General features: G+C 37.4%; 21 protein-coding genes and 1 tRNA gene. 12 read left to right on the plus strand and 10 right to left on the minus strand.

Annotated features, from left to right (window positions below):
• Positions 1-10: 10 nt before the first annotated feature.
• Both PVK63_RS16645 and deoD read right to left on the minus strand, forming a co-directional pair.
• Positions 11-1,480 carry an IS1 family transposase gene (locus tag PVK63_RS16645; protein WP_130049010.1) on the minus strand — a complete coding sequence of 490 codons (1,470 nt, stop codon included), beginning with the start codon at positions 1,478-1,480 and terminating at the stop codon, positions 11-13.
• A gap of 51 nt (positions 1,481-1,531) precedes the next feature.
• On the minus strand, positions 1,532-2,242 hold the full coding sequence (deoD, locus tag PVK63_RS16650; RefSeq protein ID WP_130049011.1) for a purine-nucleoside phosphorylase: 711 nt from the start codon (positions 2,240-2,242) through the stop codon (positions 1,532-1,534).
• Between the two features lie 335 nt (positions 2,243-2,577).
• On the opposite strand from deoD, the gene PVK63_RS16655 reads away from it, so the two are divergent.
• A complete protein-coding gene (locus PVK63_RS16655; RefSeq protein WP_130046359.1) occupies positions 2,578-3,240 on the plus strand; it encodes a potassium channel family protein in 663 nt (220 codons plus the stop codon).
• Entirely contained in the window at positions 3,237-4,601 is a 1,365-nt protein-coding gene (locus tag PVK63_RS16660; RefSeq protein WP_130088329.1) for a TrkH family potassium uptake protein, read from the plus strand. Before PVK63_RS16655 ends, PVK63_RS16660 begins: the two co-directional genes overlap by 4 nt.
• Positions 4,602-4,743: 142 nt before the next feature.
• Here PVK63_RS16660 and PVK63_RS16665 read toward each other — a convergent pair whose 3' ends face one another.
• Genes PVK63_RS16665 through PVK63_RS16675 form a run of 3 tightly spaced genes read right to left on the minus strand, consistent with a single transcriptional unit; the run spans position 4,744 to position 6,971 of the window.
• A complete protein-coding gene (locus tag PVK63_RS16665) occupies positions 4,744-5,820 on the minus strand; it encodes a mechanosensitive ion channel family protein (RefSeq protein WP_130088330.1) in 1,077 nt (358 codons plus the stop codon).
• 17 nt (positions 5,821-5,837) lie between these two features.
• Entirely contained in the window at positions 5,838-6,488 is a 651-nt protein-coding gene (locus PVK63_RS16670; protein WP_130088331.1) for a cytochrome b/b6 domain-containing protein, read from the minus strand.
• Positions 6,489-6,515: 27 nt separating this feature from the next.
• On the minus strand, positions 6,516-6,971 hold the full coding sequence (locus PVK63_RS16675) for a c-type cytochrome (protein ID WP_130088332.1): 456 nt from the start codon (positions 6,969-6,971) through the stop codon (positions 6,516-6,518).
• 208 nt (positions 6,972-7,179) lie between these two features.
• On the opposite strand from PVK63_RS16675, the gene PVK63_RS16680 reads away from it, so the two are divergent.
• Both PVK63_RS16680 and PVK63_RS16685 read left to right on the plus strand, forming a co-directional pair.
• The gene (locus PVK63_RS16680; RefSeq protein ID WP_130049016.1) at positions 7,180-7,707 is read left to right on the plus strand and encodes an NUDIX hydrolase; all 528 of its coding nucleotides are present in this window, start codon (positions 7,180-7,182) and stop codon (positions 7,705-7,707) included.
• Positions 7,697-7,915: a DUF3820 family protein gene (locus tag PVK63_RS16685; RefSeq protein ID WP_130046364.1), complete on the plus strand. Its 219-nt coding sequence runs from the start codon at positions 7,697-7,699 to the stop codon at positions 7,913-7,915. The genes PVK63_RS16680 and PVK63_RS16685 overlap by 11 nt, the downstream gene beginning before the upstream one ends.
• Before the next feature lie 55 nt (positions 7,916-7,970).
• On the opposite strand, the gene PVK63_RS16690 is transcribed toward PVK63_RS16685, so the two are convergent.
• Positions 7,971-8,294 (minus strand): hypothetical protein, encoded by a 324-nt coding sequence (locus tag PVK63_RS16690; RefSeq protein WP_130049018.1) that lies wholly within the window; start codon positions 8,292-8,294, stop codon positions 7,971-7,973.
• 248 nt (positions 8,295-8,542) lie between these two features.
• Here PVK63_RS16690 and PVK63_RS16695 point away from each other — a divergent pair, with 248 nt between their 5' ends.
• Positions 8,543-9,451, plus strand: coding sequence for an aldo/keto reductase (locus tag PVK63_RS16695; RefSeq protein WP_130088333.1), 909 nt, complete (start codon positions 8,543-8,545; stop codon positions 9,449-9,451).
• Between the two features lie 80 nt (positions 9,452-9,531).
• Here PVK63_RS16695 and pyrC read toward each other — a convergent pair whose 3' ends face one another.
• Positions 9,532-10,560, minus strand: coding sequence for a dihydroorotase (gene pyrC, locus PVK63_RS16700; RefSeq protein ID WP_130049020.1), 1,029 nt, complete (start codon positions 10,558-10,560; stop codon positions 9,532-9,534).
• A 194-nt stretch (positions 10,561-10,754) separates the two neighbouring features.
• On the opposite strand from pyrC, the gene PVK63_RS16705 reads away from it, so the two are divergent.
• The 5 genes from PVK63_RS16705 (at position 10,755) to PVK63_RS16725 (ending at position 18,616) form a co-directional block, all read left to right on the plus strand.
• Positions 10,755-10,955 (plus strand): ribosome alternative rescue factor ArfA, encoded by a 201-nt coding sequence (locus tag PVK63_RS16705; RefSeq protein ID WP_130088334.1) that lies wholly within the window; start codon positions 10,755-10,757, stop codon positions 10,953-10,955.
• Positions 10,956-11,095: 140 nt separating this feature from the next.
• Positions 11,096-11,170: transfer RNA gene (locus PVK63_RS16710), tRNA-Gly, on the plus strand.
• Positions 11,171-11,413: 243 nt separating this feature from the next.
• Positions 11,414-13,747: a Lon protease family protein gene (locus tag PVK63_RS16715; protein WP_130088335.1), complete on the plus strand. Its 2,334-nt coding sequence runs from the start codon at positions 11,414-11,416 to the stop codon at positions 13,745-13,747.
• A 185-nt stretch (positions 13,748-13,932) separates the two neighbouring features.
• Positions 13,933-15,162, plus strand: a complete 1,230-nt coding sequence (locus tag PVK63_RS16720; RefSeq protein WP_130088336.1) for a hypothetical protein — start codon at positions 13,933-13,935, stop codon at positions 15,160-15,162.
• Between the two features lie 463 nt (positions 15,163-15,625).
• Positions 15,626-18,616, plus strand: a complete 2,991-nt coding sequence (locus tag PVK63_RS16725; RefSeq protein WP_130088337.1) for a YncE family protein — start codon at positions 15,626-15,628, stop codon at positions 18,614-18,616.
• A 128-nt stretch (positions 18,617-18,744) separates the two neighbouring features.
• Here the strand turns inward: PVK63_RS16725 and PVK63_RS16730 are convergent, their stop codons facing one another.
• The 3 genes from PVK63_RS16730 to PVK63_RS16740 all read right to left on the minus strand — a co-directional run bounded on the left by PVK63_RS16730 (position 18,745) and on the right by PVK63_RS16740 (position 21,393).
• A complete protein-coding gene (locus tag PVK63_RS16730) occupies positions 18,745-19,086 on the minus strand; it encodes a DOPA 4,5-dioxygenase family protein (protein ID WP_130088338.1) in 342 nt (113 codons plus the stop codon).
• 79 nt (positions 19,087-19,165) lie between these two features.
• Positions 19,166-20,197, minus strand: coding sequence for an L-threonine 3-dehydrogenase (gene tdh, locus PVK63_RS16735; RefSeq protein ID WP_072054914.1), 1,032 nt, complete (start codon positions 20,195-20,197; stop codon positions 19,166-19,168).
• Positions 20,197-21,393, minus strand: coding sequence for a glycine C-acetyltransferase (locus PVK63_RS16740; RefSeq protein WP_130088339.1), 1,197 nt, complete (start codon positions 21,391-21,393; stop codon positions 20,197-20,199). Before PVK63_RS16740 ends, tdh begins: the two co-directional genes overlap by 1 nt.
• Positions 21,394-21,483: 90 nt before the next feature.
• Between PVK63_RS16740 and PVK63_RS16745 the strand changes: the two genes are divergently transcribed.
• On the plus strand, positions 21,484-22,407 hold the full coding sequence (locus PVK63_RS16745; protein ID WP_130088340.1) for a LysR family transcriptional regulator: 924 nt from the start codon (positions 21,484-21,486) through the stop codon (positions 22,405-22,407).
• Positions 22,407-22,784, plus strand: coding sequence for an ATP-binding protein (locus PVK63_RS16750; protein WP_130088341.1), 378 nt, complete (start codon positions 22,407-22,409; stop codon positions 22,782-22,784). The genes PVK63_RS16745 and PVK63_RS16750 overlap by 1 nt, the downstream gene beginning before the upstream one ends.
• Positions 22,785-23,184 lie beyond the last annotated feature (400 nt).

Raw genomic sequence — 23,184 nt, forward strand, 5'->3', positions numbered from 1 at the left:
GCAAGTGTTCCTAACTTAATAATTCAGCAAGAGTGATTGGTTTAGATATCAACCCAAGCTTTTGTGCTGGCGTAGTGCCAAGTTTATCCTGATGACAGAGATTATGCCACGCTCTGAAAATATCGAGTAGTGGAAGAAGGCTAGCAGGACGTAATTTACGTCTTGGTTCATTCACTAGCGAAGTAAACTGAGTATAAAAACGCTCTTGATATTCCGCAGCAGAGCTAGCCGATGCGCGTTTTAGCCAATAGACTTCATTATTTTCAGCCCCATTTAAGTGGCAAATACCTTTATGTAAACCATTAAATTCAGTAAAAGCCCAGCGATCTCTCCACCAACCAACTAGGTGGATATCAATTTTTTCGCCACTCTGTTCTAGTGGGAATTGAGCGTCTTGGGTTACATATAATAAATCAATGCTGTTTTCAGTAATTCGCTTTAAAAATACTGACATTGCAGCCGAACGCAACATTGGTTCCTGAGGCATATATATTTCAATAGATTCACAATGAGCAAAGGCTTGTTGGATCTCTAAAAAATGAGCATAGGAGGTATACGGAGGTCTAATTAATGCCCCTTTAGATGGATAATTTAGAGACACGTAGTTTCCCAGAGGGTCTTCTACATTTGCTCTTGCTAGTATTTCTTGATACTTCGCATCAACACGCTTAAAAATAGATTGCTCCATCACTGAGCTTTGAGAGTTAGCTTCTCCAATAAAAGCGGTTGGTAAAAATTGTGCATTATCCTGAAAAGGGTCATGGTCAGATTGTGTTCCAGGTGTATCACATTCTGAGTAATTAATATGTTGTGCAATAACATAACCTGAATTCATTTCAGCACTGGCATACCAAAATACGCCATTGTTACTTATTGGTTGTAATGAGGTCGCGTTCGAAGCGAGTTGAATTTCGGTTCTGTCGTGCTGTAATCGAGCATCAAACAGAGACATATGACGACGGCAGCGATTCGCTATTTGATTAATATGATCGTAAAAGGTTTTAGGGTTTATATCCAATCGACGGCAAATTTCACGTACGGAATATCCAGTAAATAAAAAACCTAAAATCTTTTGCTGAATAGGGCTTTTTTGGTTTTCTCCTGACCATTTATCCACAAAGGTAGATGCACAGGCTTTACAACGGTAGCGTTGACGATCGCCACTGTAGCCAAAGGCGTGATAAAGCTCTCGATGCGTTAGTACATCAAGACCAAAATGATCGCAATTTGAATTATTACAGGAAGGCAAAGAGTGTGATTGAACGGTATGCTGACGAGCCAGTTCATTCAATACTTCATTATTATTGATTAAGGGAGGAAAAGCGCCACATTTCCGACAAACTAATGCCGGTCGCTTAGGGTTAGTACGTTGAACTAAATAATGTTGTTCATCGCTATCACCAAAATTGTCACACGCCAATGTTTTACAAAAATTGAGTTGTAACCCTTTAGCAGCCAACGGCAGTTTTTCGGTCGGCACTAGACACCCCTTATAGATAGAGAGCGCCAGAGTTTATCTGGCGCAGCATAATTACAGTTTGATTGCTGTTTCTAGCGCAACGGTCATCATGTCATTGAATGATTTTTGACGGTCTTCAGAACTTAGTTTCTCACCACGCTTGATGTGATCAGAAACGGTTAGGATAGTCAGTGCTTTAGCTCCTAAGTCAGCGGCTACACCATAAATGCCAGCTGCTTCCATATCAACACCTAAAATGCCTAATTTTTCCATTTTGTCGAATAGATCAGCTTCTGGTGAGTAGAAAAGATCAGCAGAAAAAACATTACCTACTTTAACAGGAACATTTAATTCACGAGCTTGGCCTACCGCTGTTTCTAAAAGGCCAAAGTCAGCGATTGCTGCGAAATCGTGATTGTTAAAGCGGATACGGTTTACTTTAGAATCAGTAGATGCACCCATACCTATAACAACGTCCATTAACTTAACGTCATCATGTACTGCGCCACAGCTACCAACACGAATTACGTTTTTCACGCCAAATTCTGCGATAAGTTCATGAACATAGATACAGCATGATGGAATACCCATACCGTGACCCATTACCGATACTTTTTTACCTTTGTATGTACCTGTGTAACCAAACATATTACGTACATCACATACTTGCTTTACGTCTTCTAAGAAGTTTTCAGCAATGAATTTTGCACGAAGTGGGTCACCAGGCATAAGAACAGTTTCTGCGAAATCACCAGCTTGAGCATTAATGTGTGGGGTAGCCATAATAAGGTCTCCGGTTTGAAAAATTAAAAATAAAATCGGTGTAACTAAATTTGTTGAATTATCTTTCTCGATATGTGGCTATTTTATGCCTATATTTTATAGTGTCATGAGATTGTGGTCACATTTTCTCATAGAATCTTGATTAATTTTCCTGTTGATAACTAAATTTGTTGAAAGTGAAGGGGCAATCGCAACCTTTTGTTAGTCTTAGCTTTAATACATGGATTAAGTTTTTTTATTTCTGTGCCTCAATTAGATTGAACTTGATGGTGGGTAGGAGGATGATGCAGAAAAGCGCATTTTTTGTATCGTAATAATGTGAGTGAGTAAATTAGATGAAAGCAGAGAATAAACAATATGCAGTGATTGGTTTAGGCCGTTTTGGATTAACTGTGTGTGAAGAATTACACCAATATGGCTCTCAAGTATTAGCGATTGATATCAATGAAGAGCGAGTAAAAAAAGCAACCGATTTTGTGTCTACGGCCGTTGTAGCAAATTGTGCTAATGAAGAAACCATTGCAGAATTAAAGCTTGATGAATATGACATGGTAATGGTTGCGATTGGTTCTGATATTAATGCAAGTATTTTAACGACCTTGGTACTCAAAGAAGCAGGGGTTAAAACGGTTTGGGTAAAAGCGAATGATAAATTTCATGCAAAGATACTCACTAAAATTGGTGCCGATCATATTATTCTTCCTGAGCGCGATATGGGGATCCGAGTAGCAAGAAAAATGTTAGACCGTCGTGTATTTGAGTTCCATCAATTAGGCAGTGGCTTAGCAATGACAGAGATTGTCATTGGAGGGCAGAACATGGGGAAAACTTTAGGTCAGCTTGATTTTTGTCAAATGTCAGACGTGAAGATTTTAGCGCTTAAGCGTGGTCCTGAGATTGAAAGTGCTCCAGAACACAGCAAAATATTAGAGATCGGTGATATTTTAATTATCGTAGGTCCTGAAGATAAATTAGCAAAAAAAATTAGAAGCTTATGAGTTATATACCTAAGCGAGGCTTATATCCGATAAAGAATAACCAAAAAGCGAAAGAGTGGTCTGAACCGAGGATTATACTTTTTTCGTTTTTGGCTATTTTATTACCCTCGGCTATATTACTGACGTTACCTGTTTTTTCTGTTTCAGGTTTAAGTTTTGTTGACGCTTTATTTACGGCGACATCGGCAATCAGTGTAACTGGACTAGGTGTGGTTGATACAGGTACACACTTTACTATCAGTGGTAAGATCCTACTTATGTTTCTGATGCAGATTGGCGGTCTAGGGCAAATGACACTATCAGCCGTTCTATTGTATGTCTTTGGTTTACGTTTGAGCTTACGTCAACAAGCATTAGCTAAAGAAGCATTAGGCCAAGAGAAAAAAGTAAATTTACGTAAGTTGATAAAAAGTATTATTTGTTTTGCATTAATTGCTGAGCTTATAGGCATGATAATCCTCTCTTTTCGCTGGGTGCCTGATCTTGGTTTAGCTAAAGGACTGTTTTATGCAGCATTTCACTCTATTTCAGCATTTAATAATGCAGGATTTTCTTTATTCTCGGACAGCTTAATGGGGTATGTTGGTGATCCTCTTGTTATATTTACGCTGTCATGTTTGTTTATTGGAGGAGGGCTTGGCTTTACTGTTATTGTTGATTTAGTTAAAAACAGTTCAAAAGGGTTTAGTCGTCTACAACTGCATACAAAAATAATGATCATTGCAACACCAACCTTATTATTGGTAGGTACTCTATTTTTCTATGTGCTTGAATATAACAACCCGAGTACGCTAGCGTCATTATCTGCAGGTGATAAATGGCTCGCGGCTTTTTTTCAATCCGCTAGTGCGCGTACTGCGGGCTTTAACAGTGTGGATTTAACGCATTTCACTCAACCAGCGTTGTTTATCATGATTATACTCATGCTTATTGGTGCTGGCTCAACATCTACGGGTGGTGGTTTAAAAGTATCGACAATTACGGTAGCGACTGTGGCTACATGGACTTTTTTACGTCAGAAAAAGCACGTTGTGATGTTTAAAAGAACCGTTGGCTGGCCAATCGTAACGAAATCATTGGCTATTATTGTGGTTAGTGGCTCGTTATTGTCCATTGCAATGTTTACTTTAATGCTCACTGAGCAAGCTGGTTTTGATAAGGTCATGTTTGAAGTGATTTCAGCTTTTGCCACGGTAGGCTTAACTGCGGGTTTAACGGCTGAGCTATCAGAAACAGGAAAATGTATTATGGTTATCGTAATGGTCATTGGTCGAATTGGACCATTAACCTTAGCCTATATGTTAGCAAGATCAGAAAAATCTTGCGTTAAATACCCTGAAGATACAGTGTTAACTGGTTGATTTAGTAAATTTAAAGTATAGAAAAGGGCATCTACGAAAGTGGATGCCCTTTTTATTTATATGGCTTTTATGTAATACCAATTCAAATAAGAATGATTAGATGCCTACTTTGTTTAGTATTATTACCTTAATTTGTATGCAATTACTCATTAATAGGAAGCTGCTCAATTTTTACTGTTTGTGTAGGGAACGCAATTTCAGCATTGTATTTAGCAACAATATTTCCAATCTTAATCAGCACATCTTGCTTAACTTCGTGATACTCAATCCAATTGACCGTTTTCGTAAAGGTGTAAATTAATAGATCAAGTGAAGAGGGACCAAAGCCATTAAAGTTAACGATTAATGTTTGATTAGAATCGATATCATTATGTTCTTGTAGCATTGTTTTTATATCACTAACAATAAACCCAATATTATTAATGTCATCGTAGCGAATACCAATGTCTTCTTTGATACGACGATTAAGCATTCTTGATGGGTTTTCAACAACAATATTACTAAATACGGAGTTAGGTACATAAAGAGGGCGTTTATCAAAGGTCCTGATCACTGTCATACGCCACCCAATGCGCTCGACGGTTCCTTCTAGAGAACGATCAGGTGAGCGTATCCAATCTCCAACTTTAAAAGGACGATCAAAGTAGATCATCATTCCGCCAAAGAAATTAGACAATAAATCTTTTGCTGCTAAACCGACAACTAAGCCACCAACGCCACCAAAAGTTAAAAGGCCCGAGAGACTTAATCCCATTCCCTGCATTAATGAAAGTAGACCTAATGAAATGAATATAAGGCGACTGACCTTACCCAAGGCAAGAACCGTAGTTTCATCGTGTTTAGGGTTGGTTAGGACTTCTTTTTCTATAAGCGTGGTTAGTCTAAGGGCAGACCAAATAAAACTCCAAACAAGAATGAATACTTGCAACTCCGGTAACCAAGTCGTACTAAAGTGAGTATGGGTTGTCAGTAGTATTTTTAGTGAGGCTGTCGCTGGCCATAACCAAATAACAAGAGTTATAGGGGATGAAATTGCAGTGATAACAGCATCATCCCAAGGAAGTTGAGTTTTTGTTGCCATGTGGTGTAGGCGTTGAATAATAATGCGCCAAGATAACCAAAGAAAAGCACTGAATAAAGAGATCACGATTATATTTTGTGCCCAATCGTGATCTTTAAATTCTAATAGGGTGTTCCACCAATCAAGGAAGCGAGTCATTGATAGTTCTCTTTTATTTAAAAAAGATAGCTTATCACTTCGTTAGCCCAAAGGAAGTAGATCAATACTGATATTATTGTAAAAATCCCCCATGCAATAGCCACATTTTTCATTTTTGGACTATTTCCTACCACGTTAGCAATCCCTGTGAGCATGGGAGTAATTAAATTTACCCCTTTTACGCGATAAAATAATACGGCAATGATATGTAAACCAATAAAACCAAGAAGAACATTAAATATTTGATGATGTATTGAGGTTAATAGACTGCTGGTATCGTAACTTACTAAAGACGCTAACGGCCCTTCTGACAAAATATCATCATTACTAAATAAACCTGTTGTTAATTGAAGTACCAGTAAAAAGAAAAGACCTAACACCATGTAACCACCAGCGGGGTTGTGTCCTACAGCCTGTGATACTTTTCCAGATTTTATCGCTGTAAGGTAGTTGATGGCTTTTTTGGGCGAAGTGACAAAGTGAGTAAATCTAGCGGTATCACTGCCAACAATACCCCATAAGATCCTTGTGCTTAATAATGCCATTAATAGGTAAGCAAGAGTAAAATGCCATTCCATTAATCCTTCTTCCGCAGTATACCAAAGTGAGCCAAGTAAAATTACTTGGCTCCAATGATAAACTCGGATAAAGCTATCCCAGATTTTCATGTATATCCTTTAATTACTCAATACTACTTATTTTGCTTTGTAATCAGAATGACAAGCTTTACAGTTTTTAACCGCTTTACCAAATGCTTTACGGATGGCTGCTTTGTCGCCTTTATCGGCAATACTTGCTAGAGCTGCTGTATCTTCTTGGAACTGCGCTAGACGAGCTTCAAAATCAGGAAAGTTGGCCCATACTTTAGGCAGTGCGTTGGTTTTACCTTTATCTGAGCCTTCTACATAAAAAGCATCAAGCGGCATAAGAGAAAGTTCAGACAGTTGATTTGCACGTTTAGCAAAAATAGCATCGCTCCACTCTGTTTTTCCTTTGACCATTTCGCCCATTTCACTAACGTTACCAGCAATCATGGTAAATGCGGCTTGGCGGTATTTAATCGCTTTATCTGCTTCGTTAAAAGTGTGAGCTAAAACAGACGTTGAAGCCAAAAGAGTTGAAGCGATAACCAATGTTTTCAGTGTTTTCATAATTGAAACTTCCTTGATTTGTAATTATTTTAAACCACTATTATATGAAAGGATGAACAAAAGAAGTAGTTGGTTATCACAACATTTACACATTCTTTACACTTTCATTGAAAAATGAAGTTAATCGTTAAGATTATTTGATAGCTGCAACAAAAAGCAAAATGCGTATAATAGCCATGTTATTTTTTAAGTAGGCTTGTCAGTTTTTATGCGAATTTTAAATATTACAACGCATCCAGATCTAGAACATTTAGATAATCAGAAAATTCTTCAACGTAACGCGACTCGTGCCATTGTATTGAAGGGGGAGGATATTCTTCTTTTATATACTGAGCGTTATCATGATTACTCGTTACCTGGTGGTGGTATTGATGACGGGGAAGATGTCATTGCGGGTTTGGTTCGAGAAATAGAAGAAGAAACGGGTGCCAAAAATATTTCAAACATTGAACCCTTTGGTATTTATGAAGAGTTTCGTCCTTGGTATAAGCACGAATGTAATGTTTTACACATGATTTCATATTGCTATACCTGCGATGCGGATAAAGAGCTTGGTGAGACGAACTATGAAAGCTATGAAATCCGAAATGGCATGAAACCCGTTTGGATTAATATCCATGAAGCGATTGCGCATAATGAAGATATTATTATGAACAGTGATAAGAAAGGGATGAGCATTGAACGTGAAACTTTCTTATTGCATTTAATTGTCAAAGAGCGCTTACATGTTCAATAAAGAGCAGATCTTAAAACTAACTCAAATGAAAATGCCTTTTGGTAAGTATGCGGGTCGTGTGCTTATTGACTTGCCTGAAGAATATCTTTTGTGGTTTGAGCGCAAAGATGGTTTTCCTAACGGAGAGTTAGGTGAGCTAATGGCATTGTGTTTAGCGATGAAAATAGAAGGGTTAGATGAGGTCATTCGACCATTAAAATACCAATAATCGCGGCATTAATGAAAACAAAGCATGAGGGTTAAATTCATGCTTTGTTTATTTGTTATTTGAATTGAGATTCACCAGTTTTAGCGCGTTGAAAATCTTCTTGTAATCCATTTGATGTTTCGTTTTGTAAATAGTTTAGTGCAGCGCAAAAACTACTTGTCTCACCGTATACTTCACGTGCACGATCAATATGACGCTCTGCAGTACGTCTTACCTGAGGGCTATTTTGAGAGTTACTGTATTGTACTTGTTTATCAAATACTTCTTTAACGTATTTTTGCTGACAAATATCTTCATTTTCAGGGGTTGCTACAATATTAGCAACAGAACTAAATGAAATGAATGTAAGTAATAAGGCGTAGAATTGGCGCTTTATCATACTGGCATAAACCTTACTTTAATAATGTTTATCGATTCTACTTTTACAGTATGTGGAGTGCAATACTGGAGAGGAAATAAATTACCTTTAATTGGGGTGTCGTCCTGTAAGGGTTGTCAACTGATAAGGCTGCTAATATAACGGCAGTATCTAATACTATTATTCACTCATTATGTTGAATTTAAGACCTCCATCACTGTAACTCCGTGGGTTGCCTTTTACTATAAAAAAAGACTATGGAGAATACGATGATTAATAAAACAACAATAGCACCACAAGGTCCAGAATTCTCTGAACTTGTTCAGGGTTACTGGCGACTTGGTGATTGGGGTATGACGCCACAACAACGGTTAACTTTCTTAAAGCAACACATTGATTTGGGTATTACAACCGTTGATCACGCCGATATCTATGGTGGTTACCAATGTGAACATTTGTTTGGCGAAGCTTTATCTTTAGAACCTTCTGTACGTGATCAAATAGAGATTATCACTAAGTGTGATATTAATTTATGTACTTCAGATTTTCCAAATAGAAAAATTAATCATTACGATACCTCAAAAGAACATATTGTTAACTCAGTAAATAATTCACTTTCTCGCCTTAATATTTCTGAAATTGATGTACTTTTGATCCACCGTTTAGATGTATTAATGGATGCAGATGAAGTAGCTGATACGTTTAATCAACTCCAGAAAGAGGGTAAGGTTAAACATTTTGGGGTGTCTAATTTCACGCCAAGCCATTTTGATTTATTGCAATCACGCCTGGATAAACCATTAGTGACTAATCAAGTTGAAATCAACCCGCTTAATTTTGAAGTGGCGCATGATGGTACGCTTGACCAATTACAGATGAATCGTATTAAGCCTATGGCATGGTCATGTTTGGCGGGAGGAGAGCTTTTCTCTGGTCAGTCAGAGCAAGCGATTCGTGTCCGAAATGTACTTGAAGAGTTAAGAGAAGAAGTTGGAGCGAAAAGTATTGACCAAGTGATTTATGCTTGGGTGCGTAAGTTACCGTCAAAGCCCCTACCTATTATTGGTTCTGGTAAAATTGAACGTGTGCAAGCGGCTGTTGATGCAATGGATATAAATTTAACTCGTGAACAATGGTATCGCGTATGGGTTGAGTCAAAAGGCCACGGTGTGCCATAGAAACAGCCTCTAGATTCAATTGGATACAAAAATGGGATGCCAATTAGCATCCCATTTTTATTTAATTAAATAGATTTTAATTATTTAACTAGCCATTCGATTGCTTCACCAGCGCGAATTGGCACAACAAAGTCATCACCAAACGTCATTGTTTCAGGAGCGATCCACGCTTCTTTTACAAGAGTAATCGAGTCAGTGTTGCGAGGAAGGTTGTAAAAATCAGGACCGTTGAAGCTTGCAAATGCCTCAAGGTTTTCTAATTTACCTTCGTTCTCAAATACTTCAGCATATAATTCAATTGAGGCATGCGCGGTATAAGAGCCAGCACAGCCGCACGCCGCTTCTTTTTTGTCTTTCGCGTGTGGTGCAGAGTCAGTACCAATAAAGAATTTAGGGTTACCGCTTGTTGCTGCTTCAACTAAAGCTTGCTGGTGCGTATTACGCTTCAAAATTGGTAAGCAGTAGAAGTGAGGCTTAATACCACCCACTAACATATGATTGCGGTTGAACAATAAATGGTGAGCTGTAATTGTTGCCGCTACGTTAGGGCCTGCATTTTTAACAAAGTCTGCCGCATCTTTTGTTGTGATGTGCTCAAGAACAATTTTTAGCTCAGGGAAATCATTAACGATAGGCGCAAGAACAGTATCAAGAAAGGTTTTTTCACGGTCAAAAATATCAACGTCGTGTGTTGTTACTTCTCCATGAATAAGTAAAAGCATACCTTCTTCTTGCATGGTTTTTAATACAGGGTAAACCTTGCTAACGTCACTTACCCCAGAATCTGAATTGGTTGTTGCGCCAGCTGGATAAAGTTTAGCGGCAACAATATGGCCCGTTGCTTTCGCTTTGCGGATCTCATCTGATGTGGTCTTTTCAGTTAAGTATAAAGACATAATTGGAGCAAAAGTATCAGATGGGTTTACTGCTTGAATGCGGTCACGGTAGCTAAGCGCTTGCTCAGTCGTTGTTACTGGTGGAACTAGGTTTGGCATAATTAATGCGCGGCCATTATAACGGCCAGAATCACGTACAGTGTCAGTTAATACATCACCATCACGTAAGTGTAAATGCCAATCATCAGGACGAGTAATTGTTAAAGTTGTCATTTGCTGCTCCCACCAGAAAAAGAAATAAGAGCCTAAGAATTATCGAGTTAATCGTTTGCTTAGGCGAAAGGATTCTAAAGCAAAATGAATAAAACAAATAGGATAAAGTAGAAATTAGTAACAAATTTGACTTAAAAGGTAAAAGAAAAGAGAATGTGCTCGGTATTTATACAGATAAAAGAGAACGAGACGCTATGAAAAAGAATAGAAAAGAAGGGATGCCAGCTTCTGAATATGAGCATGGCAGAGGCACGATTAGAGATAATGCTTTAAAAGCCGTTGTTACAAGTCAATTATTTACAACAAGGGTAATGAAAGCCAAAAAAGGAAAGGGCAGCTTTGCTCGTAAAGAAAAATATAAAGGGTTTAAAGAGCCCTATTCAAAAGCAGCATAAGTTTTTGAATAGGTTTTTTGTGATCTAGCTTCGATTTTTATTGTTATTTGAACAAATATCCACCGTTTAACTTGTTGAAATGAAAAAAGAACTTTACCTCAGCGCTCAGTGTGGCATTATCTATCTCGTTCCAACGATGTGCGTACATCGTATAATGGCTATTACCTCAGCCTTCCAAGCTGATGATGCGGGTTCGATTCCCGCTGTACGCTCCAATCTCTTTTTATCATCCTCAAGAGATTGTTTCTGTTTTAAAATTCAAATTTATTGAAAAATAAGCGCTTAGTGGCGTGCTTTGTCGTATCTGGCGTTTTGTAATAGTGATAATTTCATCTCATTTTTAATCGCCTCGCTTGGTGAAAACCATAAATTTTTCAAATATTTAACTCTAGGTCACTTAATTGTTATTTTTTTCAATCTATACTGATGAGAACTATAACAAAATAAGAGGTCGCCTTATGTCAACTTTACCTCTCACGCATAAGCAAGTGTATCGTTCAGCAAGTCTTGATGAAAATACTTGTAAATCAACAAAATATATTACACCCATTGATGAAATTGTAGGGCAAGACAGAGCGCAACAAGCCGTTGAGTTTGCGATGTCTATTCCCGATCGGGGCTATAATATTTACGCTGTCGGTCAAAATGGCCTTGGTAAACGCACCATGGTATTACGCTATCTTAAACGTCATAACCCAGCGGGTAATGGAGTATATGATTGGTGTTATGTTACTAATTTTGATGATACTCGAACCCCTAAAGTACTAAAATTACCGATTGGAACTGGGTTAAGCTTTAAAAAAGAAATTGAAAAGATAACCTTAAAATTGGTAAAAGCGATCCCATTAGCTTTTGATAATGAACTTTATTACACCAGAACCGGAACATTAAAGAATCAATTGGTTGATAAACAAGAATCTTTGCTTGGTACATTAACCAAAGAAGCAAAAAGCAAAGGGATTAGCCTTGCAGTGACTACACAAGGTGATTATCAATTTATCGCAATGAACGGTGAGGAACTTCATACAGAAGAAACGTTTGATGCGTTAGATAGGCAAGAGCAACGTCAGCTTGAGTCTATTATTGATGAGTTAGAAATTAAATTACGGAGCCTTGTTCGTCAATTGACTGAGTGGGAAGACAAATATTCCGATAAGATTGAAAAGCTCAATGAAGATGTTGTTTCTCAAGTATTAACGGTTAACTTTGAAGCAATTAAAAGTAAATATAATGAATCAAAAATTATTGCCCAACATCTTAAAGAGATGGAAAAAGACATATTAGAAAATTTTGATGTGTTCCTTCAAGAAGGCAAAGAAGATGCTGAGTTAGCGTATGCATCGCTAGAGAAAAAATTACCAAGAAGATATCAGATTAATTTACTTGTTAGCCAAAAAGATGAACAGTTTCCACTCATTGTAGAAGAGAGCCCGAGTTATCATAATTTGTTTGGCTATATCGAAAATGCAACATTTAAAGGAACGGTCTTTACGGATTATTCTTTAATTCGAGCTGGGAGTCTCCATAAAGCAAATGGGGGTGTATTGCTTATGGATGCAGTGAAAGTGCTTGAGAGACCGTATGTTTGGGATGGGTTAAAACGGGCGTTACGCTCTCAAAACTTAAACCTGAGTTCTCTTGAAAAAGAAGTGACACTTTCTGGTACGGTTTCTTTAGAGCCAGAGCCTATTCCGCTCAATGTAAAAATAATTTTATTTGGTGATTATCAAACTTACCAACTACTTCAGCATTATGATTCAGAATTTAGTGAATTGTTTAAAGTGACTGCAGACTTTGAAGACGATATGCCAAGAACTGAGGCTTCGGAGTTTCATTATGCTCAGTTTATTTCAAGTATTGTTCATGATGGAAAAATGCTGCAATGTGATAAAAAGGCAATAGAACGAATTATAGAATACAGCTCTCGTCAAGCTGGGGATCAGAATCGACTTTCTCTACATTCTGCTGATATTTCTAATTTATTAAAAGAAACCAACTATATAGCGAAGACAGCTAATTCAAATATGATCCGTTTAAAGCATGTAGAACAAGCATTAGCGAATAAAGAACATCGAGTGAATCGAGTACAATACGGGGTAATGCAAAGCTTTATTAATGGTACTACTTTAATGGAAACGAATGGAGGAGTTGTTGGGCAGGTCAATGCATTATCTGTCTTATCGACATCAAATCATCAATTCGGTATGCCAAATAGAATCACGGCAACAACCTCTTTTGGCAAAGGTGAAGTTTTTGATATTGAAAGAAAAGTAGAGCTTGGTGGAAGTATTCACTCAAAAGGAGTGTTTATTCTTAGTGCTTACTTATCTTCATTATTTGGCAATGAAAAAAGAATCCCATTAAAAACTTGCCTTGCATTTGAGCAGTCTTATGGTGGTGTTGATGGTGACAGCGCATCAATGGCTGAGTTTTGTTCTATTATCTCTGCTTTTTCTGAAAAACCAATTCGTCAAGATATTGCAATTACAGGCTCTATGAATCAGTTTGGTGAAGCACAGCCAATTGGTGGAGTGAATGAAAAAATTGAGGGTTTTTATCAAGTCTGTAAAATCAAAGGATTACAGCCTAATCAAGGTGTGATTATTCCTCAATCTAATATTCAAAACTTAATGTTAAACAGTGAAGTAACTCAAGCGATAGAAAAAGGAACTTTTACAATTTGGGCTGTAAAGCACGTAAGTGAATCGATTGAATTACTGATGGGGTCTCCTATTGAATTAGAAAGTGGTGAGGGGATATATAACGTAATACGTTCTAAGCTAACTTCTTAAATATAATAAAGGGGAAGGGCATAAGATCATTTTTATGCCTTTTTTTATATTGTTATAAGTGAATTGAATTAGTAATTAAAACGGTGATATAATAAAAAACAGATAACAATGTAATAAAAAGCGCTTTCTTCAAGTCTTTTTATTTAGTGTGATTTGTTTATTCCAATGTGTTCAGAGGCTTTACTATGTACCATCCCTTATCTCCCCGACTGGATTACAGTACTTTTCTTGTCGTACGTGGCAAAAAGACATATATCGAAGAAAATTTGTTATTAAGAGTTAAGCCAGTAGATATAGCGGGGACTGAATATTGGATCCCTATTGGAATAAATTGGAATGATGGGCAATCAACTAAACGTCGTCGCATGGAATTTGCACAAGTTCGATTCGCTCGTAAAGGACAACCTTATTATAGTAAAGCTTATTACGCTGATTTTGATAATGAAGAAGATGACGTAGATGCACGTTCAGAGGCGATTATTGAAGCGGCGTGGTCAATTGCTGAACTTGTTGAGCAAGATGAATATGAAACAGCAGACGCGGCTCGTAAGGTAAAAACGTTTACTGCTAAATCTGCATTTAAAGGTCTACATCCAAATATTCAATTAAAATTGTCAATGGTTAATGGTACTCCTTACGTTAATAGCCATTTTGAACGACATGAAAGCAAATCATGCTACCGCTCACATAATTTTTCTCGCAGTTTATATAACGTTAATTTTGATGATCTTGGTGCATTTCTTGCGGAATTAAATGCAATAGGTGAGGTATTAGATACTTACTTAAAAACAAAAGATGCAGATATTAAAAGTTTTATACCAAGTAAAACATTAACAACAACACCATTATCTAAATTTGAAATGCGTGAAATTTGTGATCAATTAATTCAGAAAGCAATGGATGGTTGCCAAGCTGAATTTAAAGATACTTGGTTTGAATTCAAAAGAAAACCAAAGCAAATACTCATGATTGAAGCGGAAGATAAGTCTAATTTCGTGGTAAAGAAAGAATTTGTGAAAACCGGATCTACCATTCATTTGCACAAATTTATAGCTTGTACCCATCCTACGCATGTATTGCGAAAAGTCGCGTTAATGAAGGCTAATTATAATTGGGCTCATTATAAAAATGAGCGTAAAGCTGAATCGGCAAAGGGTAAGTATTTTAAAGCTTCTCACCCCTCATCTGGTGTTATTGGTGTCGTTGTTAAAGTAGTAGAAGATGAAACTATCTATAAAGGCATTGTTGGACAAACACCGCGAAGCAGCTATAAATTTAAAATATTCTCAACGAAAACAATGAGTGATAAAAACGCGTTTATTGCAGCAAAACAAGCCTATCTTGAAGCTATGGGTGAAACCGCATGGTCTGAGTATAAATTGGCAAAGGAATTTTCAATTTATAAAGCAAAGTAAACCCGAATTTTACGTTGCAGTGTGACAGTATGTAGTGACAAGCAGAAATGGTTATTCTTTTTTAATGTGGTGGGCAACTAGAGCTCTAAACATTTTTCAGGGTGGTTATAAGTGAACTTCTTATGATCACCTGTTACTACTTTCAATTCTATCTATCTATCTATCTATCTATCTATCTATCTATCTATCTATCTATTACTGCTGTAAGCGTTCTTGTCTGTTCAATACACGTTCACAGGTACTCTCGCCCTTGTGAGTGCTGTTTCATGATAAATTATTGATTTGTAATATTTAATTCAATCCAGAGTTATTAATTATTTTCATTATAACGATTAAAATAATTCATCACTCAAAGCGCTATTTGTTGGGTGAAGGTCACATGTGTGAGCTGGTATATCTACATACGTTCTATTAAAGTTCTGTCATATTCATTTGTGAAATGATTACTTTTATCGAGAGTGTTATGAAAATTAAATTTTTACCGGCTGTAATAACATCGCTATTATCAGCAAACGCTATTGCTACAAATAATGATGTAGAGCAAACCTACTTTAAATCGACTTCTGAAGCGATACATCAAAACATTGTAAATAAAATTGATGAATTACAAGTTTATGCATCAGATACAAATAATGTCATTATTGAAAATGGTAAGCGAAAAATTGAAGTGAATGGAGAGAAATACTACATCACTGATGACAACTATATTTTCTTTGACATGCCTAGGCCTTTCCTTGATGAAACCGCATTCCGTAATGTGTTCGATTTCATTGATGACGACTGGGAATTAACATGGTATGAAGGCGGAATGGTTGTCGTTAATAAGCACTTTGGTAACTACGATTACGGCAACGGCTGCTTAATGGAATATTACCCAGATGGTACTGTTGATGTAAATGGCGCAACTCATGTAGCCCTTGAAACAACATCTTGTAAAGTAAATAATTTTGAAACTACTCAACAGTACTTTAGTAATGGTTCATTTATTACAGCTGAGCAATTGGGTGTTGAAACTTTAGCAATTACGGCAGTTGAGCGTTACCAAGATAAACTGTTTGTAACTCAAGATACGAACCCAGCATTTGTTACTATTTTAGATGTTAATACTAAAGAAGTGATTGGTCGCATTGAGGGAGTTGATACCCCGCGTGGGTACCAAGCATATAATCGTATTAATGAAATCTCCATTACTGACGGGCGTTTATATGTTTCTTCTCTTTCTTCAAACCGTGTTGATATTTTTGATTTAGAAAACAATAATGAATTGGTCGTTTCTTTAGGATCTGGCACTGGTTCATGGTCGGGTTCAAACGGACTTATTCATGCACAAGCTTCGGCGGCAACAAAAGATTATGTTTTTGTAACTGATGCACAAACTCGTATATCGGTGTATCGCCAAAAAGATTTAACACTTGATAATCCTAATTATGCTAAGCGTGCAGGTTTCCTGGCTTTTGAAGGAAAATACAGTAATCGTAAAGTGCAAATGCACACAATTGGTGAGCATCTTATTGTTTCTACGGCGGATCGTGGTTACTTTATTTATGATTTAACGAAAGTAGAGCAAGCATTAGTTGATGGTGTTAATTTAGCCGCTGAAAAAGTAGTGTCAATTAACGTACAAAAAATAGACGTAGAGAATAATACGTTAGTAGTTAGCTTTAATAATCGTATTGAATGGCATGATGTTGATGCCTTTATTCAAAATAATTTTGAGCTTGGTGAACCAAAAAGAACGATCAATGCATTAGATGGTAAAGCGATTTCTAGTTTGAAAGATATTCATTTTTCAAATAATGAAATGGTAACTGCCACGAATGAGAAAATTTCAATTAATCATTTATTGAATAATGAAATTACATTTATATCTGGTGATAGCATTGATCAAAATACGATTAAATTTGAACAATTAATGCCGACATCAGTAACTCAGATTTTAACTAATGATGAAGCGCATGATGTTTTAATGAACCGAGAGTTGCGTTCGGTTAACATTAACTCATTAGTTCAAACTAAATTACTAGATAATAATACTGTTCAAATTACAAACTATGCGGCTCAAGAGTTACGCGATATATCTTCTGAGTTAAAATTAAATGGTGTAGACAAGTGGTTTAAGCTTGGGACGATTGATCGTATTCCTGCTTATGCACAAATTGTTTTACCGTTATCTGCGTTCAGTTCAAATTACCAATTTAATAGCGCTAATGGTGATGGTGTATTTGATCTTTCTGATCTATTTTCGAGTGATATTGAAGTAAAAGATCTTTTTGAACATCGTTTTAGCTCTAGTTCAGATGAGTTTGCACAAAAATTATCTCGTTTAAAACCAACGTGGGAAATTCGATTCGCAGGCACTGCCGATCATAAGTGGCGTGATATGAATGGCTTATATGCTCGTGAATGGTTGATTATCATGACTAACTTTGCCCACCTTGTCTCGTCAGGTGAATTTAAACATGTATGGTTTAATTTTGAAGATATCATGGGCTACAACATGCATGCGTATGCGGGACCTGTGGATCAACCGGGTGGTTACTTTACAGATGAAGACTATAAGCATTATTACAATAGTATGTTAAAGCGTCCATTTGTTAATGTTGGCATTACAGCAATGGGAGGCGGACTAGGATCTGCGGCTATCACGGGGGTGGATTCATGGATGTTCTATAGCCACTACTACGGTCAATGGGGTATTATTGCGCATGAATTTGGTCACGGTTTTGATGGTAAATCTTATAGCCACAACACCAGTTTTGCAAATGGTGGTAACGGTTGGCAGCCATTAATGACAGTGGTTGCAAACTACCACATCCGTAAGGGTGATATGCCTTACATGGACGATAACATCAATGGATTCTATAAAGAAGAAAACACTGAGTATCACTATGCTGGCATAAGTCATGGTAAACGTAAGCACCGCAGTGAATCACACATGTATCTGCTTGATGATTATTTCATGACATTCTCTGATATGCCACAAGGTTGGTTTACTCATTCAGATCAATTCGCGCCAGATAACCTTAATAATCAAGAGCGTATGATGTTAGCGAAAATGCCGATCCATGGTGATGATCCGTATCTGTGTCGTTTTGAATACACAACAGAAATGGGTTCAACAACGTTGCATGGCTATGTTGAAGCGGTAGATGATACACAATATCGTTGTACTGGTGGAGAGGAGATCTCTTATCGCTTACCAAGTGGCGATAAAGTGAATGTTGCCTCTTCTATCAATGAATTTGAATGGTTATCTCTATATTCTCCAGAGAAAAAAGGTGAACGAGTGGTAACGAATAACGGGCAAGTCTTGTGTGCTATTAATAAAACTGATTTCTATGGTGTTGGTTTTGTAAATAGTGGAAATCAATGTACGCAACAGTCAGAAGTATATTGGTCAAATGGTAATCAGTGGAAATTCACAAATGGATGGATTGATTATAAATACCGTTAACATTACTTTTAGATTAACTGTTTAAAAATAAATGGCCTCAATAGAGTGTTGAGGCCATTTGAACTAACTTGTTGGTCACGCCATTAAAGTTTAATCCTAACTTATCAGCATGTATCTTTGTTCTTTTTTTATTTTTTTGTGAATATACTAAGATCTAGCTCTAGTGGTAAACCTAACCACACAGCAGAGCTAGTATGATCAAGATATTCATCTTCAGTTAACGGATGGACTAACACCGATAATTGATTTCTATTTTCTTCTAGCCATACTATTACTTCATCATAATCATGATGCTTGAAAGAAACTTGTCGACTCCAAACTGGATGAGGTCCGACAGGTTTTTGATTCACTTTTCCTAATTGGTATCCAAATTTTTCATGCAGCTGTTCTGTTAAACTAACAGCAAAATCGATACTTGTTTGATCGAAATAAACGTGAACATGATAACCATTGATGTCTGATTCGTGCATACTATCTTCTTAAATAGGAAATATAAAAAAGGCCAAACCGAAGTTTAGCCTTATTATAGTTCATTTTAAATGAGAATGATTATTCCCAATCTAGAATAACTTTACCTGACATACCAGAGCGCATCATATCAAAGCCTGCTTGGAAGTCGTCAATTTTGTAGTGATGAGTAATGATTGGGGTTAGATCTAAACCTGATTGGATCAAGCTTGCCATCTTGTACCACGTTTCAAACATTTCTCGACCATAGATGCCTTTAATTACCAAGCCTTTAAAGATCACTTGGTTCCAATCTACCGCCATGTCTGATGGTGGAATACCTAATAGAGATATTTTACCGCCATGGTTCATGTTAGTTAGCATGCTGTTGAATGCCGATGGAACGCCAGACATTTCTAAACCAACATCAAAGCCTTCTGTCATGCCAAGATCTGACATTACGTCTTCAAGCTTCTCGTTCATTACGTTTACTGCACGTGTTACGCCCATCTTTTTAGCAAGATCTAAGCGGTATTCGTTTACATCAGTAATTACAACGTGACGAGCACCAACGTGTTTAGCAACTGCAGCAGCCATGATGCCAATTGGACCAGCACCTGTGATAAGAACGTCTTCACCTACTAAGTCAAATGATAGAGCAGTGTGAACCGCGTTACCAAATGGGTCGAAGATAGATGCTAGGTCATCAGAAATTCCAGCAGGGATCTTAAATGCATTGAATGCAGGAATCACTAAGAATTCAGAGAATGCACCAGTACGGTTAACACCTACACCTGTTGTATTACGGCACAAGTGCGTGCGACCGCCACGACAGTTACGGCAATGACCGCAAGTGATGTGACCTTCACCAGAAACACGGTCGCCAATGCTAAAACCACGGACTTCTTGGCCAATACCAACCACTTCACCTACGTATTCGTGGCCTACAACCATAGGAACAGGAATGGTTTTTTGTGACCATTCATCCCAGTTGTAGATATGTACATCAGTACCACAAATTGCGGTTTTCTTAATGCGGATAAGAAGATCGTTATGACCCATTTCAGGTTTCTCAACCTCGGTCATCCAGATGCCTTCTTCAGGTTTTAGTTTTGAAAGTGCTTTAATTTTCATTATTTGATGATCTCCATGTCTTTACCCACTTGGATAAAGGCATCAATTGCGCGATCTAACTGCTCACGAGAATGAGCCGCTGACATTTGTGTACGAATACGAGCTTGGCCTTTAGGCACTACTGGGAAAGAGAAAGCAACAACGTAAATGCCTTTTTCTAATGCACGCTCTGCGAACTCAACAGCGACTTTTGCGTCACCAAGCATGATTGGGATGATGGCGTGGTCAGCACCACCCATTGTGAAACCAGCAGCTTCCATACGAGTACGGAAATGAGCAGAGTTTTCCCATAGGCTTGTACGTAAATCACCAGACTCAGCCAGTAAATCAAGAACGCGAATAGAAGCAGAAACAATCGCAGGAGCAACAGAGTTCGAGAATAGGTACGGACGAGAACGTTGACGTAACCAATCAATCACTTCTTTTTTGCCAGAAGTATAACCGCCTGATGCACCACCCATTGCTTTACCTAGCGTACCAGTAATGATATCGATGCGATCAATAACGTCGTGATGCTCATGAGTACCAGCACCGTTTTCACCCATAAAGCCAACTGCGTGAGAGTCATCAACCATAACAAGTGCTTCGTACTTATCAGCTAAGTCACAGATAGCAGGAAGATTAGCAACTACGCCGTCCATTGAGAACACACCATCCGTAACGATAAGTGTATGACGCGCACCGGCTTCTTTTGCTGCGATTAATTGTTCTTCTAATTCAGCCATATTGTTATTTGCGTAACGGAAACGCATTGCTTTACAAAGGCGGACACCATCAATGATTGATGCGTGGTTTAAAGCATCAGAGATGATTGCATCTTCTGCACCTAAAATCGTTTCAAATAAACCCGCGTTTGCATCAAAACATGATGTGTAAAGAATGGTGTCTTCTTTACCTAAGAAAGTAGATAGTTTCTCTTCCAGTACTTTATGTGAGTCTTGAGTACCACAAATGAAACGAACTGATGCCATACCAAAGCCATGCTCATCCATTCCATCTTTTGCAGCTTCAATAAGAGCAGGGTGATTAGCTAAACCTAAGTAGTTATTTGCACAGAAATTCAGTACTTCTTGGCCAGTAGAAATAGAAACTGATGCTTTTTGAGCTGAAGTAATAATACGTTCTGATTTATATAGACCTTCGTTTTTTACTTCTTCAATTTGGTTTTGTATTTGTGTGTAGAATGCAGAAGACATTGTGTTCCCTTCTTTTAGTTATGATAAATAGATTCTAATTCAAATCAATTACGACTATTATCCCTAAAAATGGAAAAGCATTAGTGAATCATGGTCACAAATAAACTCATTACATTATTACCGGATTTAGCCACATTTATCGTTGTTGTTAATGAAGGGAGCTTTACTGCAGCAGCAAAGAAGCTAGGTGTTACTCCATCTGCATTGAGTAAATTAATTACTCGATTAGAAAATGCGTTATCAGTTAAACTCTTTGAGCGTACAACCCGCAGTTTATTGATTACTGAATCGGGTAAAAAAATATATCAGCAATCCGTCATTATGGTGGAAGCTGCACAGCAAGCGATTGATATCTCTAGTTCTGAACATATCGTTCCATCTGGAAGTTTAACGGTGGCAGCACCAAAGGCATTTTTAACTATTGTGCTTCAACCGCTCGTTACGCCTTTTTTGACTAAGTACCCTAAAATCCAACTTAAGCTAAGAGCGTCAGATGGCGATATTGATATGATAGCTCAAGGCATTGATGTGGTTTTTCGCTTAACTGACAAGCCGACCGAAGGACTGATCATGAAAGAGATCGGTAAAGTTAACCTTAGTTTATGTGCGAGTCCTTCTTATATAGAGAAGAGAGGATTGCCAACCAACCCACACGATCTTATTCATCATGACTGTTTGTATTTAGGTGAAACGACAACGGATCATATCTGGGAATTTGTTAAAGCTGAAGAAAGTCATGTTATCGCTGTTACTGGGCGCTATGCTGTCAATCATTCACAAATGAGATTAAATGGTGTTAAAGATGGCTTTGGGATCGGTATTTTCCCTGATTTTGTGATTAAAGATGCATTGGAAAATAAAGATGTTGTCCCTGTACTTTCTGATTGGAAAATCAAAGGGAATTACCATGGCGTAATAGCCATGCAATATGCTCAGAATAAATATATGCCTTCGCGTTTAAAAGTGTTTACTGAATTTGTAAAAGAGAACTTAATGAAAGGGCAGACTAAATGATGGAGAAACTCGAGTTACGCTTACTAAGAGGCTTACCTGGAAGTGGTAAATCAACGTTAGCGCAAACGTTGGGATTGGTGCATCTTGAAGCGGATCAGTTTTTTGTTAATGAGGAAGGTTTATATTGTTTTGACGGTACTTTATTAAGTTCAGCTCATCAATGGTGTCAGTCGCAGTGTGAATTTAATTTATATCATGGAAAAAGCGTGGTGGTTGCGAATACTTTTGTGAAACAATGGGAAATGGATGCATATAGAAAGATAGCTAAGAAGTATAATGCCGAATTACATATAGAAGTGTGTAAAGGACAATTTAAAAGTATTCATAATGTCCCTGAGAGTGTAATAAAGAGAATGAGGAAAGAGTGGGAACAATAAAAGTGGTCTTAAGTGAGGTTATTGCTTGTTTTTTAATCATTCGATTTTTTATGTTTAAAAAGGCCTTGCAACTCGTTATTAAAAGTCTATAATCCGCTCCCGTTGTCACAATAAACCATTTCTAATAATGGTTATGTACAGCAAGAAGTGAAACATTGACGCGAACGGAGTCTTCAAAAGTTGCTTGCAGCTTACTTTTAGTAATTTAGATGACACTTCACGCAAAGCAAAGTGAAAACTTAGCTTTGAGCTCTTTAATAATTAGACCTTAGCAATCTGTGTGGACACTTATGGATTGATAGTCAAAATAGCATTATCCATTTATGGGTAAGCAACTATCAATGAACTGAGTGGCTACACAAATTTATTTATGTAACAAATCAGTATTAATCATTGAGTC

Source organism: Aliivibrio sp. S2TY2 (assembly GCF_028765525.1).
GTDB lineage: Bacteria > Pseudomonadota > Gammaproteobacteria > Enterobacterales > Vibrionaceae > Aliivibrio > Aliivibrio finisterrensis_A.

Coding starts and splice junctions, on each gene's coding strand:
- deoD (WP_130049011.1), bottom strand. CDS start 2,242: ATGGCTACCCCACACATTAATGCTCAAGCTGGTGATTTCGCAGAAACT.
- PVK63_RS16655 (WP_130046359.1), top strand. CDS start 2,578: ATGAAAGCAGAGAATAAACAATATGCAGTGATTGGTTTAGGCCGTTTT.
- PVK63_RS16660 (WP_130088329.1), top strand. CDS start 3,237: ATGAGTTATATACCTAAGCGAGGCTTATATCCGATAAAGAATAACCAA.
- PVK63_RS16665 (WP_130088330.1), bottom strand. CDS start 5,820: ATGACTCGCTTCCTTGATTGGTGGAACACCCTATTAGAATTTAAAGAT.
- PVK63_RS16670 (WP_130088331.1), bottom strand. CDS start 6,488: ATGAAAATCTGGGATAGCTTTATCCGAGTTTATCATTGGAGCCAAGTA.
- PVK63_RS16675 (WP_130088332.1), bottom strand. CDS start 6,971: ATGAAAACACTGAAAACATTGGTTATCGCTTCAACTCTTTTGGCTTCA.
- PVK63_RS16680 (WP_130049016.1), top strand. CDS start 7,180: ATGCGAATTTTAAATATTACAACGCATCCAGATCTAGAACATTTAGAT.
- PVK63_RS16685 (WP_130046364.1), top strand. CDS start 7,697: ATGTTCAATAAAGAGCAGATCTTAAAACTAACTCAAATGAAAATGCCT.
- PVK63_RS16690 (WP_130049018.1), bottom strand. CDS start 8,294: ATGATAAAGCGCCAATTCTACGCCTTATTACTTACATTCATTTCATTT.
- PVK63_RS16695 (WP_130088333.1), top strand. CDS start 8,543: ATGATTAATAAAACAACAATAGCACCACAAGGTCCAGAATTCTCTGAA.
- pyrC (WP_130049020.1), bottom strand. CDS start 10,560: ATGACAACTTTAACAATTACTCGTCCTGATGATTGGCATTTACACTTA.
- PVK63_RS16705 (WP_130088334.1), top strand. CDS start 10,755: ATGAAAAAGAATAGAAAAGAAGGGATGCCAGCTTCTGAATATGAGCAT.
- PVK63_RS16715 (WP_130088335.1), top strand. CDS start 11,414: ATGTCAACTTTACCTCTCACGCATAAGCAAGTGTATCGTTCAGCAAGT.
- PVK63_RS16720 (WP_130088336.1), top strand. CDS start 13,933: ATGTACCATCCCTTATCTCCCCGACTGGATTACAGTACTTTTCTTGTC.
- PVK63_RS16725 (WP_130088337.1), top strand. CDS start 15,626: ATGAAAATTAAATTTTTACCGGCTGTAATAACATCGCTATTATCAGCA.
- PVK63_RS16730 (WP_130088338.1), bottom strand. CDS start 19,086: ATGCACGAATCAGACATCAATGGTTATCATGTTCACGTTTATTTCGAT.
- tdh (WP_072054914.1), bottom strand. CDS start 20,197: ATGAAAATTAAAGCACTTTCAAAACTAAAACCTGAAGAAGGCATCTGG.
- PVK63_RS16740 (WP_130088339.1), bottom strand. CDS start 21,393: ATGTCTTCTGCATTCTACACACAAATACAAAACCAAATTGAAGAAGTA.
- PVK63_RS16745 (WP_130088340.1), top strand. CDS start 21,484: ATGGTCACAAATAAACTCATTACATTATTACCGGATTTAGCCACATTT.
- PVK63_RS16750 (WP_130088341.1), top strand. CDS start 22,407: ATGGAGAAACTCGAGTTACGCTTACTAAGAGGCTTACCTGGAAGTGGT.